We start from the raw sequence: 16653 nt of genomic DNA on the forward strand, positions 1-16653 counted from the left end.
TTTGCCTCTCCCAACGCCTGCGAGGTGAGCTGTCGGATTCGGATGGGAGTCACCCGGCTGCGGACTGCTAGGTCCAGCAACTTAACCCCTAGGGCTTCTTACGAAACCCAAAATTGGTTCCCCCGCCTCTGCCATGCGATTTTTGCGAACGGATCTCAGACAGTGGCAGAGCTCGGCGAACTGTTCGAGAGTGCCCGGTCTTTGGCGAACCAGGCACGGTGACGAGAATATAACAACATCAGGGAAATGTCACGCTCAGGTCACGAAAGTGTATTGAGCGGGTCACAACCAGCCAAGAGGGTCGACAGCAGTGCCGTTAACCATTACTTCGAAATGCAGATGGCAGCCGGTTGATGCACCCGTGCTGCCGCTGGCGCCCACCAAGTGGCCGCGCTGGACTTCATCCCCCACAGACACGCTGATGGCGGAAAGGTGGTTGTACGTCGTCTCGACGCCATTGCCGTGGTCGAGAACCACACGGTTCCCTCCGCCGAAGGCATGCCACCCGGCAAAAGTAACGGTGCCGCTGGCTGCTGCCGTGACCTCGGTCCCGCAGGCCGCCGCAAAGTCCTGGCCGGTATGAAGCTCTCCCGCCGCTCCCGTGATCGGGCTGACCCGGTAACCGAAAGAAGAGGTCTGCACCAGTTCGGATTCCAGCGGCGTTGCCAGCGTGCCCTTGGCAGCGGCGGGGGTGACGTCCACCCCGGCCACTGTGAGCCCCTGGAGCTTGGCGTCAGGGTCAAACTTGCTGGTGAGCGCCGCCCGGTCAAAGCTGAGTGTGGCGTTCGGATCTGCAGACACGGCCGGTGCCGCGGACGGCGTGGGCTGCTCCGCCGGAATGTCGGCAGCTGCCGTCGTGGGCAGGGCGACTGTCAGGACCAGACCCGATGCCGCAGCACCAATAGCCAGCTTCTGCGCCGACGCTCCAAGGGGGCGCTGGACAGGCTCTGCGCGGCGGCGGCCTGTTGACCGGTCAGTGGAGCGTGGGCGCAGCGGTGCAGCCGGTGTTTCGGCTCTGCGCCTGCCCGAAGCTGCATGCTTCGACAAGTGTTTCCCTCTCTGCAAAGCCTGCGAAGTTAGCTGTCGGATTCGAGTAGAGAAAACTCGGCCTCTGACGCACGGGATCCGCGAGGATCCCCTGCTGCTCGGAGGCTTCACCCCAAGGCAGCCCTGCTGCCGGTGATTGGGTCCTCCGCCCCTGCCTTCGAACGGTTGCACCTGCGGTCCAGTGGCAGGGTTCGGCTGTCGGACCGGTAAGCGGTGGTGTTGCTGTAGTCAGATGCAACTATAGGGTAAAAAGTCGAAAAGATACCATTCCGTTATCAGGGAACCTGAATATCACGGACGGGCTGGGCGACGAAGACGTGGGACGCCACTTCTGCAGGCAGTTCCAGTGCGCCTTCGATCCCGGGAACCCGCACGGAGATATAGCCGCCGACCACCTCCGCCGTAATGGTCGCTCCCGGGCGCAGGCCCGCTTCATCGAGCTGGTTCAGCAGTTCGGGATCGACCTGGATCGGTTCGGCCAGCCGCTCCAGCAGCATTTCTTCTCCCTGCTGGACAGAGCCCACCGCAGAGACCAGGTCCAGACAGCTGGGGGTCCGTGCTGACGGAAGCCCGCCAATAGCCTCCAGGCCCGGAATGGGGTTCCCGTAGGGCGACTCTGTGGGGTGTCCCAGCAGGTCGTAGAGACGCCGCTCCACCCGTTCGCTCATCACATGCTCCCAGCGGCAGGCCTCGTCGTGGACGTAGGCCCAGTCCAGTCCGATCACGTCGGCCAGCAGCCGCTCAGCCAGCCGGTGCTTGCGCATGACCTCGGTTGCCCGCCGGCGTCCGAATTCGGTCAGCTCCAGCTGACGGGTCCCCGAAACCACAACCAGGCCATCGCGTTCCATCCGGCCGATGGTCTGGGAGACGGTAGGACCGGAGTGGCGCAGTCGCTCGGCAATCCGCGCCCGGAGAGCGACGATGTTCTCCTCTTCGAGTTCCAGAATGGTTCGAAGATACATCTCAGTTGTGTCTATGAGGTCCGTCATGACCAGCCGCTCCTAGCATTCGTGCGGAAGAGAAGGGATGGAAAACCGGCGTGGCGCAGACCGCGCCGCAGGTTCGGTTCCACGTTAGCCCATGGCACCGAAACGGACCCAAACACCATGCCGCGGGCCACCTTAGGGCACCCGGTCACAAATAGGAACGTCACGGCCGCCGGGTGTTGAATGGAAATGTACGTGAAGTACCCTGCCAACCCGCTTGGAGCAAATACAACAATGGGCGAAACCACCGCACTTACCATCCCTGCAGACCTTCTTCCCAAGGACGGACGTTTCGGTGCCGGTCCTTCCAAAGTCCGCCCCGAACAGATGGATGCTCTCTCCCGCGCCGGAGCAAAGCTCCTGGGCACCTCCCACCGGCAGGCTCCGGTCCGGAACCTGGTCGGTAGCGTCCGGGAGGGACTCTCCTCGCTGTTCTCCGCCCCCGAAGGATACGAAGTAGTCCTCGGCGTCGGCGGATCCACGGCGTTCTGGGATGTTGCATCATTCGGCCTCGTTGAGAACAAGGCACAGCATCTTTCCTTCGGTGAATTCGGATCCAAGTTCGCTTCAGCTACGAACAAGGCGCCGTTCCTGGCTGCCTCCAGCATCATTAAGGCGGAGCCCGGCACCCGCCCCGAGGCACAGGCTGAAGCGGGCGTCGACGTGTACGCCTGGCCGCAGAATGAGACGTCCACGGGCGTTGCGGCTCCGGTCCGCCGTGTCGAAGGCGCAGACAAGGATTCCCTGGTCCTGATCGATGCGACGTCCGCTGCCGGCGGACTCGACGTCGATCTCTCGGAGGCGGATGTCTATTACTTCGCACCGCAAAAGAACTTCGCGTCCGACGGCGGGCTCTGGCTTGGCATGTTCTCTCCTGCCGCCATCGAGCGCGCAGCGCGGATCAATGCATCGGACCGCTGGATCCCGGACTTCCTGAACCTGCAGACAGCCATCGACAACTCACGCCTGAACCAGACGTACAACACGCCGTCGCTCTCCACCCTGGTGACGCTGAACGCCCAGCTGGAGTGGCTGAACTCGAACGGCGGGCTCAAGTTCGCCACGGCCCGCACGGCGGACTCCGCAGGCCGCATTTACGCCTGGGCCGAAGCATCCTCCGTCGCCACGCCGTTTGTGGGGCGGGCCGAGGACCGGTCCAACGTGATCGCAACCATCGACTTCGACGATTCGATCGACGCTGCGGGGATCGCCAAGACCCTGCGCGCGAACGGCGTGGTGGACGTTGAGCCGTACCGCAAGCTGGGCCGCAACCAGCTGCGCATCGCTACGTTCGTGGCGATCGAGCCCGAAGACGTCAGCGCACTGCTGCAGTGCATCGACTACGTCATCGAGCATTCCTAGCAGCAGGCAGCCGCACGAACAGGGCCCCGCCGCTACTGCGGTTTGGGGTCCTGTTCCGTTTCCCGGGTCGTCAGGTAGAGGCGCCGCCGCACGGTGCGGTCGTAGTGCAGGCGCAGATGATGGGAACGCCAGGCCCAGACCAGTCCCACCACAGCGGTGATAATGCCCGATGCCGCCGCGACCCCAAGGCTCCACCGCGGTCCAAAAGCGTTGGATACCCACCCCACGATCGGCGCACCAAGCGGCGTCCCGCCCATGAAAATGGCGAAGTACAGAGCCATGACACGTCCACGCATGACGGGCGTCGTCGTTGTCTGCACATAGGCATTGGCGCTTGTCATCAGGGTCAGTGCAAACAGCCCGGTGGGAATGAGGGACAGGGCAAAGATCCACAGGTTGGGAGAGAATGCCGCCAGCAGGCAGGAAACCCCGAACGCTCCCGCAGCCCCGAAGATGAAGCGCAGCCGCGGGCGTTCCCGACGGGCGGAGAGCAGTGCCCCGCAGACAGAGCCGATGGCCATGATCGAGTTCAGCAGACCGAAGATCCCGGCATCCTGGCCAAACTCGGTGCGGGCCATGGCTGCTATATATACGGCGAAGTTGAGGCCGAAAGTGCCCACAATGAAGATCGCAACCAGCACCATGACCAGATCCGGCCGGTACTTCACATACTTCAGTCCTGCCCGGATGCGCCCCTTGCCCGGAGGTGCCTTGGGCAGCACCCGCAGCTCAGCGCTGCGCATCTTCAGCAGCGCCAGGACCATCGCCGCGAAAGTCACGGTGTTGATGAGGAACACCCAGCCGGGACCGACCGCCACGGTCAGCAGGCCTGCTGCTGCCGGTCCGACCATGCGGGCACCGTTGAAGGAAGCACTGTTCAGGGCGACGGCGTTGGGCAGGTTTTCTTCAGAGACCACTTCGGAGACAAAACTTTGGCGGGCCGGGGCGTCAATCGCCGAGACGATCCCCAGGGCCAGCGCGAAAGCATAGACATGCCACAGGTGCGCATGTCCCGAGAGCACCAGCAAACCCAGGCCCGCGCCCAGTGCCGCCATGGACACCTGGGTGGTGAGCAGGACCTTTCGCCGGTCATAGCTGTCGGCGACGAGCCCCGCCCACGGGGCCAGCAGCAGCTGGGGTCCGAGCTGGAGCGCCATCACAATGCCCATGGCCGCGGCATCCTGGTTCGTCAGGATGTCATAGACCAGCCAGTCCTGGGCGGTGCGCTGCATCCAGGTGCCGATATTGGACACCAGGGCTCCGATGAACCAGATGCGGTAGTTGAAGATGCGAAGCGAACGGAACATGTGGGTTCACTTCTCCCTTCCGGGATCAAGAACCTGGTTCCGGCTGCTCAACTGTTATTCGTCCTCCATGGCCGCAGCGCCGCCGGCTGCGTCCTCTTCCGGTTCGACTGCCTTTTCCTGCGCTTCTGCTGCTGTCCCGGGCTGGGCTTCCCCATCCCCGTAGGCAGCGTTCTCTGCGCGCTTCCCTGCCTTTTCTTCTGCCTTTTCTTCTGCCTGGGCAGCAACATCCTCAGGACGGAGCCGCTCGGACCACGGAACCCATTCCGGAGCCAGGACAGAGTCCTCGGAGGGCAGCAGTCCTACTTCGCAGACAGTTGCGGCCTTTCCGCGGGGAACCCGCGCCACGGTGGCGTACCACTGCCAGCCGCGGTAGCCGGGACGATGTGCCTGGAACCGGTGGGTAACCAGCCTGTCAGCCTCAGGCACTGCCCCGATCCACTCGCCCAGCTGGGCCTCCGGCACCACCTCCAAGAGCCCGGCGCGTGCCGTCTCCACGGCAGCTGCCAGCACGGCGTCCGGTTTGGAGGGCCGGCGCTGAGGCTTCCGTGCCGCGGTTTTTTTCGGCTCTTCTTCTGGAACGAAGGTGTCGGTTGTGTTCACTGCGTGGATCTGTCCCTATGCATCAAGGTCATCGGCAACGGCCCGCAGCACTGCAGCAACCTTCGTTGCGTGCTTCTTTTCGGGGTACCGGCCCCGGCGCAGTCCGTTGGAAATGCCGTCCAACAGTTTAATAAGGTCTTCCGTAATCACCGCCATGTCGTCGGCCGGCTTGCGCGTGGCCTTCGCCACGGAGGGCGGAGCTTCCAGGATGCGCGCGGAAAGCGCCTGCGGCCCGCGGCGGCCGTCCGCCACACCAAACTCCATGCGGGTTCCCGGCTTCACCTCGCTCACACCGGAGGGAAGTGCGGAGGCATGCAGAAAAACTTCCTGGCCGTCGTCAGTGGCCAGGAACCCGAATCCCTTGCCAGTGTCGAACCACTTGACCTTGCCGATGGGCACTTCGCTTACCTCGTTCTTAGCTAATGGATGCGGCGTTCCCGCCGCATATGGGTGGTGCATCCGCAGTGAATCTCCGTTGATTCCCTGCATCGCTGTCCCAGCCGCGCGGCAGGGCACTTCCAGAGATACTACGGTGAAGTCTGTTCCCTTTAGAATATCCCGACGCTGCTAATTGCTCTCCGGTGTCCGCTTTGATGGCCGGGAATTTTAGCTGTTAGCGTTAAACATCATGGACGAACGCCTCCCGGACCCGGGAAAACCTGCAGCCGAATCTCCCGGCCGGCCCCCTGTTTCCGAGGGTACCGGGACTGTCCCCCGCACCTCCCGTTCGCCGCTGCGGCTGATCGTGACGGTGCTGGCCGGACTGCTGGCGCTTGCCGGCGTCGCGAGCCTTGCGGCCCTGCTCCTGGAGGCGCTGCGCGGCGAAAGCGTCTGGCCCGGTTTTGCTGCCGGGGCGTTCTACGCCCTGCCGGTCGCTTTCGTGCTGATGGCGGGGCTGGTAATTGACTCAATCGTGCGCCGGCGGCGGGGCTGACCCGTTTGTTTTCGCCTCCACTCGGGTAACGTATTGGACGATGTCCGCGATCCGAGCATTGGCCGAAGACCTTGCAGCGCGCAGTGACGAACAACTGCGTGAGCTTTTGACCGCCCGGCCGGACCTGATTCTCCCTCCGGTGCCGGATTTCCAGGCCCTGGCGGCCCGCGCATCCACGCGCATCAGCGTCCAGCGGGCGCTGGAAAAGCTCACGGCTCCCCAGATGCAGGTCCTCGAAGCGCTGGACCTCACCACCAATGAGGACTCGCATCTGAGCACCACGGCGTCCTGGCTGAAGGCCTCAATCGCGGGATCAACCATCAAGGCCCTGGATTCCATTCTCAGCTACCTGCACCAGTTGGCGCTGCTGCGCCGCGCCGAGCCCCACCCCGGTGCTCCGAAGGCCGACGCCGGACGCCGCTTCTACCTGCCGGTGTCCGTTCTGGGTGAAGCGCTGGGAGCCTATCCGGCAGGGCTTGGCCGTCCGTATTCAACGCTCGCTGCCCAGCAGCCTGAGTTCGGACAGCGCCTCGTCGAGATCGTGGAGGGGCTGAGGAAGCGCGGCCTGCCCATCGAGAAGGCCGACACCCCCGCCACGGCGGCACATTCCCTGCACCACCTGGTCTCGGACCCGGCAGGCTGGAACGCCCTCCTGGCCGACGCACCGCCGCAGACCGGGGACCTGCTGCGCCGCTTCAAGTACTCCCCTGTCGGGACCATCCCGAAGAAGGCCGCCATCAGCCGCGCCGTGCTGGATAATCCCTCGCCAACTCCGGTGGAATGGCTCGTTGCACACGGCCTGCTGGTGCCGCTGGATGCCCTGCATGTGGAACTGCCCCGCCCCGTGGGCCAGGCTTCGCGCGGCCATGTCATCGTTTCTGATTTCCAGCTCGAACCTGTGTCCCCTACGCCGCGGGCCGTGCCGAATACCCTGCGTGACAACGCGGCCTTCGGTGCGGTTGCGGAAACCCTGCGCCTCATGACCGAGCTGCTGGCCGTGGCTGCGGAGGCGCCCATCGGAACCCTGCGGTCGGGCGGAGTGGGGGTGCGGGAGGTGCGGCGAGTCTCCGAAGCGCTGCGGCTGGACCCGATGGGTACGGCCTGGCTGTTGGAATTGGCTGCCATCTCCGGCCTGCTGGTTCTTGATGCTGCCACCGCACGATGGGGAGCTGCCGAAACAGATTGGCTGACCCTGGACCGCGAGCTGCAGTGGCAGCGGCTGGTGGAATCCTGGCTCGAGGCCGAGCGGGCGCCGTCCCTGGTGGGCGGACCGCTGCCCGGCGGAGGAGTGCTTAATGCCTTGGCCGGAGAGCTCTCGCGTCCGGATGCCCCCCTCGTGCGGCGCCGGGCGCTGGAAATGCTGTCCGAACTTTCCGCCGCCGGCGTTGGCCAGGATACCCATTCGGCAGCGTTCGACGTCGAGGACCTGATCAGCGCGCTGACCTGGCACCAGCCCAGGCTGCAGCGCAGGTTCGCCCGCCTGGTTCCGGGAATCCTCAAGGAGGCATCCCAGCTGGGCCTCATCGGATCGGGCGCCCTCTCTGAGCTCGGCCACGCAGTAGCCGCCTCCGATTACGCAAAGGCGACCGGAAGGCTAAGCCAGGCCCTGCCGGCACCGCTGAGTTCGTTCCTGCTCCAGGCGGACCTGACGGCGGTGGCACCCGGTTACCTGGACCCTTCCGTCGCCAGGCAGCTCTCCCTCATCTCAGACGCCGAGGGCCGCGGACCTGCCGCGATCTACCGTTTCTCGGCTGATTCCATCCGCCGCGCCCTTGATGCCGATATGGACGCCGCCTCCATCCTCGAGTTCCTGTCCCACTACTCTGCCACTGAGGTTCCGCAACCGCTGCGCTACCTCGTGGAGGACACGGCAAGCCGCCACGGGCGGCTGCGCATCGGTGCAGCGTGGTCCTACCTGCGCAGCGACGACGAGGCAGCGCTCAACGCGCTGGTTGCCGATCCCCGCTCCGCTCCGCTGGGGCTGACGCGGATCGCGCCGACAGTGGTTTCCTCCGCTGCCACGCCCCAGGAACTTGCACTGGCTATCCGCAGCCTTGGCTATGCGCCGGTCATGGAAGGCCGGGCCCGCGAGGCCAACGGTTCCCACGTCCGCCCGCCTGTGCCGGCGCCGTCGTCATCCAGTACCCGGGTAAACCAATGGGAACTCAGGGATGAGGATCTGGAGGCCCAGCTGGCTGCGCTCCGCGGCCGCGGGCCGGCCGTAGCCAAACATGATGATGAGTCGATGCCGCTGGTAGGACTGGAGACGCTGCGCAAGGCCATCCGCACCAAGAGTTCCGTGCGGATGGGAGTGGTGGACAGCCAGGGGAATGAACGGCAGGAGATCTTCGTTCCCCTCTCGGTAGGTGAGGGCCGGGTCAGGGTCTTCGATCCGCGGCGCGACGTTGAGCGCGTAGTGTCAATACACCGGATAATGGATGTGGAAATAGTGGAGGGCAGCCCAGCACATGGTTGACGGACCGTTGATCGTCCAAAGTGACAAGACCATCCTGCTGGAAGTGGACCACGAGAAAGCCCAGGAAGCCCGCCACGCGATTGCGGCTTTTGCCGAACTCGAACGGGCTCCCGAGCACATCCACAGCTACCGGTTGACACCCCTGGGGCTGTGGAACGCCCGCGCTGCCGGCCTGGACGCCGAACAGGTGCTCAACACCCTGCTCACCTATTCCCGCTTCCCGGTTCCGCACTCCCTGCTCGTGGACATCGAAGAAACCATGTCCCGCTACGGCCGGCTCCGGCTTGAGAAGGATCCACAGCACGGGCTGGTGCTGCGCACCAATGACTACCCCGTCCTTGAGGAAGTGCTGCACGCCAAGAAGATCCAGCCGCTGCTCGGCCCCCGCATCGACGGCGAAACCGTGGTGGTGCAGTCCGCGATGCGCGGCCAGCTCAAACAGCTCCTGCTCAAGCTGGGCTGGCCCGCGGAAGACCACGCAGGCTACGTTGACGGAACTCCCCATCCGATCCTGCTGAACGAGGACGGTTGGGCCCTGCGTCCCTACCAGAAGCTGGCCACGGAGAATTTCTGGGCCGGCGGTTCCGGCGTGGTGGTCCTTCCATGCGGTGCCGGCAAAACCCTTGTGGGAGCTGCGGCCATGGCTACCAGCTCCACCACCACACTGATCCTGGTCACCAACACCGTCTCCGCACGGCAGTGGAAGGATGAGCTGCTCAAACGCACCTCGCTCACCGAAGACGAAATCGGCGAATACTCCGGCGCGGTGAAGGAAGTCCGTCCGGTCACCATCGCCACGTACCAGGTGCTCACGCTCAAGCGCGGAGGACTCTATCCGCATCTGGAACTGCTGGACGCCAATGACTGGGGCCTGATCATCTATGACGAGGTCCATCTGCTCCCGGCGCCCATCTTCCGCATGACGGCTGATCTGCAGGCCCGCCGCCGGCTCGGTCTTACGGCCACCCTGGTCCGTGAAGACGGCCGCGAGGGCGAGGTCTTCTCCCTCATCGGGCCCAAGCGCTATGACGCTCCCTGGAAGGACATCGAGGCGCAGGGCTACATTGCGCCCGCCGACTGCATCGAGGTCCGGGTGGACCTGCCGCGGGACGAGCGCGTTGCCTACGCCATGGCGGAAGACGGCGACAAGTACCGCCTGTGCTCGACGTCGGAAACCAAGTCCAAGGTGGTTGAGGACCTGGTCCGGCGCCACGACGGGGACCAGATCCTGGTCATAGGCCAGTACATCGACCAGCTGGACGAACTGGCAGAACGCCTGGACGCCCCGGTGATCAAGGGCGAGACTCCGGTGAAGGAACGCCAGCGGCTCTTTGACCTCTTCCGCAAGGGAGAACTCAAGACCCTGGTGGTCTCCAAGGTCGCGAATTTCTCGATTGACCTGCCCGAAGCTTCGGTGGCCATCCAGGTCTCCGGGTCCTTCGGCTCACGCCAGGAAGAAGCGCAGCGCCTCGGGCGCCTGCTGCGCCCGAAAGCCGACGGCCGGGCAGCGCACTTCTACACCGTCGTCGCGCGGGACACCCTGGACCAGGACTTCGCTGCGAAGCGGCAGCGCTTCCTGGCGGAGCAGGGCTACGCCTACTCCATCCAGGACGCAGCCGACATCGAAAAGACCGCCTAGCCGAGCCGGGTTTTCCATCCGAGCCGCGTACTTTGCCTGCCATGATCCCGCCGCGGATAGTTTTCCCCATGGGCAGTTCTCCCCATGGGACCCTTGTGTCTTCTGCGCTAGATTCTTAGAGGCAATAGCCAGAGATTTGTTTCAGCGGAACGCAGCCCGTTCCGTCGTCCAGGGGGGGAAGATGCCGATAAACGGCTGGGATATCCAGGTCGCCGCAGTCCGTGGCGTCATTGGGAAGGCGCGGGCCACAGTGGAAGACCTGCAGGCCGAAGAGACCACACTCCAGAACGCGGTCACCGCCGCTGCCGGCTCCTCCAACAGCCCCGTCATCCTTCAGGCACTCACCGAATGCTATGAGGACTATTTGTCCCGGCTGCTCAACAGCGGCACCATCCGCGGCGACAACGCCTGCAATTCGACCAGCGACGCCGTCAATTCTTATGTGCGCGGCGATGAAGAGATGGCCGGCAATGCCAACCGGATGGCGGGCGAATCCCCGGCTGCCGGTGCGGACGGGGACAGTGCAGGAGGCGGACGGTGAGCGCGGGGAATCTCCCGGTACTGCCGGACACCTGCGCCATCCGTGAAGACGCGGCCGCGATCGCCGCGTCGGGAAAACGGGCGAAGGACTACGGCCAGGATCTGGTTGCAACCTGGACAGGGCTCCAGGACAGCTACCGGGCCCCCGAGCAGGACATAGTCCACGGTGCGATGGACCAAGCGGCCGTCTACACCGACGCAACAGCGGATGCGACCGGCGCAATCCGGGATGCCCTTGATACTTACGCCGACGCCGTCGACGCGCTTCGTCCCCGCTACGATGCCCTCGTGGCAGCGCTGGAGGCCCACGACTGCCGGCCACTGGACGACGACAGCCAGGAAAGCGCCGCCGCCGCGCGGTCGGAAGAAGCACGCCTCGCCAGCGAGTCAGCCTCTATCGCCGCCGACCTGCAGGCTGCCGAAGACGCCTGCGCTGCCGCGATTTCCGGTCTGCACAGGTCATTGTGGGAGCCGCATAGGATCGCAACGTCGCCCTACGCCGCGGTTACCGTCGGACTGGCGTCGAACGGATTGGGTTCAGTGCACCGGAACCCCGGACCCAGGCTCATGAGGATCGCTTTGGACCCCGGCTCCAACAGGCGCCGGCTCAATGTGCCCGGATCAGTCACCCTGCGGTTGAACGGCAGGCCGTACCTCTACCTCCCGGCCGGCAGCCTCATGGCGACCATGCTCGCGCCACTGGGCGCACGGGCGCTGACCATTCATCGGCCGGTGTTCCGGGACCCGAAGGTCCCCGGAGCCCGGCGGCGGACCAACGCGAGTGGAAACAGCGTGGCCGCTCCGGAGCTGCCGCGCTGGGCGAACAGGATGGCGAATGGACTGGGCGTGGTCGACGGCGCCTTGTCCGTCTACAAGAACTGGTCCGAACAATGGAACCAGGACCAGCTGGAGCATCCTGAGATGAGTACGGGAGACCGTGTAGGCAGTGCCGCCGCCACCGCCGTAGTCGAAGGCGGCGGTGCCATTGGCGGCAGCATCGCGGGAACAGCAATCGGCGCTTCACTGGGCAGCCTGATCCCCATCCCGGTGGTGGGAACGCTTGCCGGGGCCGCTGTGGGGGGATGGGTAGGCGGTGCCGTTGGAGAAGGCATCGGAAATGTCGTGAGAAACCTGAGGGACAAGGGACTTGCTGACGCTGTGGGAGGAGGCCTCAAGGAAACATGGGAGAATCTGAAGCTATGGTGACAGCGGGGATGATCCTTTTCGTAGCAGCGGCCGTGGGCGGATCCGCTTATATGCTCATTTCCGGCATAGCGGCTTATAAGGGAACCTGGCGTACTTGGGCAGGCCAAAGAAGCGTCTATCAGTTCGGAAAGCAGAACTACCTCGGGTTCTTCGGGCTCTATTTGCAGCCCGTCATCATTGTGGCGGTCCTGCTGAGCCTGGTTACCATCCTGGGTGCCGAGTGGGTTACCGACTGGGTTCTGGTGCTCACCATCACCCCGCTTTTCATGGTGGCGTTCGCCTGCTGTTTCCGCCTCCCTCGGATTATGCTGCCCGCGTGGTACAAAGACTGGCTGGACCGCGGTGCGGACAAGGACGAAGTCCTGAAACCCGAGTTTTCCTCCCCGTTCTCCTGGCTGCGAAAGTCCAGGAATGTTCACCGCTGAGTGCAGCGCCAACGTAGCGCTTGAACGCCCGTCCGACTGGGAGGTCATTCCGCACCCGGACGCGGAACTGGTGGTGGCAGCGCCGGTCACGACGTGGATGGAGGAGGGCGGTTTCCGCCCTAACGTCGCCGTGACGGCGTTCGGCTTCCCCGGCACCGTAACCCAGCTGAGCACTGTTGTTATGGCATCACTGCTGACTTCCCTGGCAGACCCCTTCCTGATCTCCGTGGACCCGGTCCCCCAACTGGAAGCCGTCCGCCGGTTCGAGTACCTGCACCGGGGCTCCGGCGGACTGATTCACTGCAGCCAGCTTCTGCTCTTCCGCAACGGAATGGCTGCCTCGGTGACCACCTCCTGTGCGGCCAACCAGCTCACGGCCTACGACGAGGTCCTGGGCGCCATCGCGGTCTCGGCCGCCCTGAAGGATCCCTCCAATGGTTGATATTGTCCCGGACCGTGAGCCGGCACTGGATGAGGCCGCGAGCCGCATTCTCGGAGCCGACCTTGAAGAACTTGGTGGCCTGTCGGCCCGGCAGCCCTTCAGCTCCCGGGGGCCATGGCTGAACGGCGAAGCGGTACATCTCCTGGACGCAGCCGCGGAAAGCGGCTATGCCGGTCGTTTCCAGCGGGCCGGCCGCAAGGCGGGCCTTGCCGCCCTGATCGAGGCCGGGCTCATGGATACCGCAGGGCGGCTGACGCCGGAGGGCATCACCGTCACGGCACCGCTAACCTCGACACGTGCCTCCGTCAGCATCCGTTGCCTGCATCCCCAGGGATCCACCGAGCTGCAGATACAAATCGATGACGAGAATGCCCTGGTACTCGCCGGTCCGTCCCGCGCCGAACTCGACGCGGGCCGCATCGACCGATATGAGTCCCTCGTCCAGCTGGATTTCGTGGGTCTCCCCGATCTGGCCCAGGTGGCAGCTTCGTGGCTGGGCCTTGGTCCCGCCTGGACCCTCTCGGCAGGTGTCCTCGATTTCCCGACCGGGGTCTTCGACAGCCGTATCGCTTCCGTCGACGAGCCGCCGCCCACGGACGATCCGGCGTGGATCCGGATGTGGAGCGAACCGTGGTTTGTCTGGCGCGTCCAGGTGCAAACCGCGGCCGGTGCGGTCCCTGAGTGGGGCTACGTGGACGCCGGCCGAGCAGGGCAGCATCTGCTCATGGTCGATGAGGAGCGTGCCACGCTCGAGCCGGTGACCACTGGAATGGCCTACCGCGACCTGGTTTCCGCTTTGACAGTCTTCTGACGTTGGCCCGGTGACGTGCCCGCCGACCTCGCCCTCGCGCATCGGCGGGCACATTGGATATTTCCAGCCGACTTATTGCCGGCCTACAGACAACGTCCAGCTAAATGTAAGAAACTGAGCGGGTGAACAAATCGTCTGCACCCGAAGCACGCCTCCTTGTTGTCGATGATGAGCCGAACATCCGCGAGCTGCTCTCCACCTCGCTGCGTTTCGCCGGCTTCGACGTCGTTGCAGCCGGAAACGGCCGTGAAGCCCTCGCCGCCGTGGACGAACACAGCCCGGATCTGGCAGTCCTGGATGTCATGCTCCCGGATATGGACGGCTTCACCCTGACCCGCCGGCTCCGGGCCGCCGGACGGCATTTCCCCGTCGTGTTCCTGACCGCCCGGGACGACACCGAAGACAAGGTCACCGGCCTCACCGTCGGTGGCGATGACTATGTGACCAAGCCGTTCAGCCTGGATGAAGTCGTGGCCCGGATCCGCGCCGTCCTGCGCCGCACCCAGCCCCTGGACGATGACGACGCCGTCATCCGCGTGGAGGATCTGGAGCTCGACGACGACGCTCACGAGGTCCGGCGCGGCGGGGTCACCATCGAACTCTCCCCCACCGAATTCAAGCTGCTGCGCTACCTGATGCTCAACCCGAACCGGGTACTGTCCAAGGCGCAGATCCTGGACCATGTGTGGGAGTACGACTTCAACGGTGACGCTTCGATCGTGGAGTCCTACATCTCCTACCTGCGCCGGAAAATCGACCGCAGCCCTGATGCTCCCGCACTGATCCAGACCAAGCGCGGCGTCGGCTACCTGCTGCGCACCACGGAGAAGCGCTGAGCCTTGATCCGGCGCTGGAAGTCCGCTTCCCTCAGATCGCAGCTGGTGGCCATCATGGCCGTGCTCATGGTGGTGACCGTGACCATTACCGGCCTTGCCACCATCTACGTGCTGCGGCAGATCCTTGTCAGCAGGCTGGATGCAGACATCCAGGACAATGCGCCGGCCATTTCGCGCTACCTGATCTCAGGTGCGCCTTCGACTGACACCTCGCTGTTCCGCTTCTACGGCCTGTACCTGAATGACAGCGGCGAGCACGGACCCGAGACGCACTCCGACACGGACTTTGATACACCGAAGCTGCTCAACATCACTTCGGACGAAGTCACGGCACGGGACGGCCGGGGCTTTGACGTGCCCGGCACCGCCCCCGGCAGCAAGGGATGGCGGGTCAAGGTCTTCCATGTGGCAGACCTCCCGGGATCTGTTGCCGTAGCTGTTCCGCTGGACTCCGTGGCTGAGACCGTGGATGAAGCCGCGTCGCTGGTGTTTTCCGTGGGGCTGCTGGGCACGCTAGGTGCCACGGGCATTGCCTACTGGGCGGTGACGCGCCAGTTCCGTCCATTGAGCCAGGTCGAGAAGACGGCCGCAGCCATTGCCGCCGGCGACCTGTCCCGCCGCGTGGAAGTCGGGAACCCGGCGACTGAAATCGGCCGGCTGTCCCGGTCGCTGAATGCCATGCTTGCGCATATTGAAACCGCGTTCGCTGCCCGGACGCAATCAGAGCAGAAGATGCGCCGCTTCGTGCAGGACGCTTCCCATGAGCTCCGGACACCGCTGGTGACCATTCGGGGATTCTCGGAACTGTACCGCCACGGAGCGCTGCAAAAACCGGAAGAAATCGGCGCAGCCATGGGCCGCATTGAGAGCGAAGCCAAGCGGATGGGCCAGCTCGTGGAGGATCTGCTCACTCTGGCCCGCGTCGACGAACAACGCCCGCTGGAATACCGGCCCGTGGACCTGATGATCCTAGGCAACGACGCCGCTCTCGACGCACGGGCCAGTGCTCCGGACCGGGAAATCCGCGTGGTCGGACTTGACGGCAATTCGCCCCGGAGCGCCCCTGCCATGGGCGATGAGGCACGGCTGCGGCAGGTCGTGGCGAACCTGATGACGAACGCACTGCGGTATACGCCGGAAGGTTCCCCGATTGAAGTCGCCGTCGGTGTGGCACCGGTGATTCATGACCGGATGGATGCTGTGCTTGAGGTCCGGGACCATGGGCCCGGAATCTCGGAAGAGGACGCAGCCAGGGTCTTCGAGCGCTTCTACCGGGCCGATTCCTCGCGTTACCGGGAAACGGGCGGAACCGGCCTTGGCCTGGCGATTGTCGCTGCCTTGGTGGCCCAGCACGACGGCACGGTCCGGCTGACCGAGACCGAAGGCGGAGGCGCCACGATGTCCATCCGCCTGCCGTACAAACAGCCCGACAGCATGCCCGAACACGAAGACGAAACCGCAGGAGGCGACGGCCGGGAGGACGACGGCGGCGACCTGCGTCCCTGAGTCCCGCTCGCCCCGGGCAACCCCTCCTCCACCGCCCGGTCAACACGCCCCCGTTCTCCGCACTGTCCACCCTCTGGAGTGCGCCCTGGATGGCTGCCCTGTCCTGTCTGATCCTTGGAAGCACGGACCGCACCAGGCGGGCCCAGATGTGAGGAGGAAACCGTGGCGGGGTTTGTCGTCGACAGTGAGATCCTGGCAGCCAAAAGCACGGAGGTCCGTGCGACCATCGACAGGCTGCAGGCAGACATCAATTCCATGCAGGCTGGGCTGCTGTCCCTCGGTGAGTCCTGGCAGGGACAGGCGTCGGCCAATTTCCAGCTGCTCATCACGGATTGGCGGACCACCCAGGCGAGGGTCGAAGAGTCGCTCGCCAGCATCAACCAGGCGTTGGCGTACGCCTCGGTCCAGTACGCGGACACGGAGGCGGCAAATACGGCGCTCTTTCGGCGCTAGGGAGGAGAACCTGCGGGTAACGCAAAGGAGCGCGGCACCTCAAGAAGGTACCGCGCTCCTGCGCATGTGGTGCTGGCGGCCCG

17 protein-coding genes and 2 riboswitches are annotated in these 16653 nt (G+C 64.7%); of the genes, 12 read left to right on the forward strand and 5 right to left on the reverse strand.

Annotation, left to right across the window (positions count from 1 at the left end):
- Positions 1 to 157: riboswitch (cyclic di-AMP (ydaO/yuaA leader) on the reverse strand.
- 125 nt (positions 158 to 282) lie between these two features.
- Both TVB01_RS09430 and TVB01_RS09435 read right to left on the reverse strand, forming a co-directional pair.
- Positions 283 to 1047, reverse strand: a complete 765-nt coding sequence (locus TVB01_RS09430) for a M23 family metallopeptidase (protein WP_422455637.1) — start codon at positions 1045 to 1047, stop codon at positions 283 to 285.
- A 3-nt stretch (positions 1048 to 1050) separates the two neighbouring features.
- Positions 1051 to 1254: riboswitch (cyclic di-AMP (ydaO/yuaA leader) on the reverse strand.
- A gap of 68 nt (positions 1255 to 1322) precedes the next feature.
- The gene (locus tag TVB01_RS09435) at positions 1323 to 2036 is read right to left on the reverse strand and encodes a metal-dependent transcriptional regulator (protein ID WP_422455638.1); all 714 of its coding nucleotides are present in this window, start codon (positions 2034 to 2036) and stop codon (positions 1323 to 1325) included.
- Positions 2037 to 2267: 231 nt separating this feature from the next.
- Between TVB01_RS09435 and serC the strand changes: the two genes are divergently transcribed.
- Positions 2268 to 3395 (forward strand): phosphoserine transaminase, encoded by a 1128-nt coding sequence (gene serC, locus TVB01_RS09440; RefSeq protein ID WP_422455639.1) that lies wholly within the window; start codon positions 2268 to 2270, stop codon positions 3393 to 3395.
- Positions 3396 to 3427: 32 nt separating this feature from the next.
- Here serC and TVB01_RS09445 read toward each other — a convergent pair whose 3' ends face one another.
- From TVB01_RS09445 to TVB01_RS09455, 3 genes are read right to left on the reverse strand one after another with little or no spacing between them, the layout of a single operon-like run.
- Positions 3428 to 4702 carry an MFS transporter gene (locus TVB01_RS09445; RefSeq protein WP_422455640.1) on the reverse strand — a complete coding sequence of 425 codons (1275 nt, stop codon included), beginning with the start codon at positions 4700 to 4702 and terminating at the stop codon, positions 3428 to 3430.
- 54 nt (positions 4703 to 4756) lie between these two features.
- Positions 4757 to 5302, reverse strand: coding sequence for a DUF3027 domain-containing protein (locus TVB01_RS09450; protein WP_422455641.1), 546 nt, complete (start codon positions 5300 to 5302; stop codon positions 4757 to 4759).
- Between the two features lie 15 nt (positions 5303 to 5317).
- On the reverse strand, positions 5318 to 5701 hold the full coding sequence (locus tag TVB01_RS09455) for a cold-shock protein (protein ID WP_227897548.1): 384 nt from the start codon (positions 5699 to 5701) through the stop codon (positions 5318 to 5320).
- A 229-nt stretch (positions 5702 to 5930) separates the two neighbouring features.
- On the opposite strand from TVB01_RS09455, the gene TVB01_RS09460 reads away from it, so the two are divergent.
- From TVB01_RS09460 to TVB01_RS09510, 11 genes are all read left to right on the forward strand, one after another.
- Positions 5931 to 6236: a hypothetical protein gene (locus TVB01_RS09460; RefSeq protein WP_422455642.1), complete on the forward strand. Its 306-nt coding sequence runs from the start codon at positions 5931 to 5933 to the stop codon at positions 6234 to 6236.
- Between the two features lie 40 nt (positions 6237 to 6276).
- Positions 6277 to 8712: a helicase-associated domain-containing protein gene (locus tag TVB01_RS09465; protein ID WP_422455643.1), complete on the forward strand. Its 2436-nt coding sequence runs from the start codon at positions 6277 to 6279 to the stop codon at positions 8710 to 8712.
- Positions 8705 to 10351, forward strand: coding sequence for a DNA repair helicase XPB (locus TVB01_RS09470; protein WP_422455644.1), 1647 nt, complete (start codon positions 8705 to 8707; stop codon positions 10349 to 10351). Before TVB01_RS09465 ends, TVB01_RS09470 begins: the two co-directional genes overlap by 8 nt.
- 181 nt (positions 10352 to 10532) lie before the next feature.
- Positions 10533 to 10892, forward strand: a complete 360-nt coding sequence (locus TVB01_RS09475) for a DUF6507 family protein (protein ID WP_422455645.1) — start codon at positions 10533 to 10535, stop codon at positions 10890 to 10892.
- Positions 10889 to 12097: a hypothetical protein gene (locus tag TVB01_RS09480; protein WP_422455646.1), complete on the forward strand. Its 1209-nt coding sequence runs from the start codon at positions 10889 to 10891 to the stop codon at positions 12095 to 12097. The genes TVB01_RS09475 and TVB01_RS09480 overlap by 4 nt, the downstream gene beginning before the upstream one ends.
- Entirely contained in the window at positions 12073 to 12522 is a 450-nt protein-coding gene (locus TVB01_RS09485; protein WP_422455647.1) for a hypothetical protein, read from the forward strand. The genes TVB01_RS09480 and TVB01_RS09485 overlap by 25 nt, the downstream gene beginning before the upstream one ends.
- Positions 12509 to 12964, forward strand: a complete 456-nt coding sequence (locus TVB01_RS09490) for a hypothetical protein (protein ID WP_422455648.1) — start codon at positions 12509 to 12511, stop codon at positions 12962 to 12964. The genes TVB01_RS09485 and TVB01_RS09490 overlap by 14 nt, the downstream gene beginning before the upstream one ends.
- Positions 12957 to 13775, forward strand: a complete 819-nt coding sequence (locus TVB01_RS09495) for a hypothetical protein (RefSeq protein ID WP_422455649.1) — start codon at positions 12957 to 12959, stop codon at positions 13773 to 13775. Before TVB01_RS09490 ends, TVB01_RS09495 begins: the two co-directional genes overlap by 8 nt.
- A 122-nt stretch (positions 13776 to 13897) precedes the next feature.
- Complete coding sequence (locus TVB01_RS09500) at positions 13898 to 14611, forward strand: response regulator transcription factor (protein WP_227897539.1); 714 nt, start codon at positions 13898 to 13900, stop codon at positions 14609 to 14611.
- Positions 14612 to 14614: 3 nt separating this feature from the next.
- Entirely contained in the window at positions 14615 to 16117 is a 1503-nt protein-coding gene (locus tag TVB01_RS09505) for an ATP-binding protein (protein ID WP_422455650.1), read from the forward strand.
- Between the two features lie 162 nt (positions 16118 to 16279).
- Positions 16280 to 16570 (forward strand): WXG100 family type VII secretion target, encoded by a 291-nt coding sequence (locus TVB01_RS09510; RefSeq protein WP_422455651.1) that lies wholly within the window; start codon positions 16280 to 16282, stop codon positions 16568 to 16570.
- Positions 16571 to 16653 lie beyond the last annotated feature (83 nt).

The sequence above is a fragment of the Arthrobacter sp. 7Tela_A1 genome (genome assembly GCF_049311065.1).
Classification (GTDB): domain Bacteria; phylum Actinomycetota; class Actinomycetes; order Actinomycetales; family Micrococcaceae; genus Arthrobacter_B.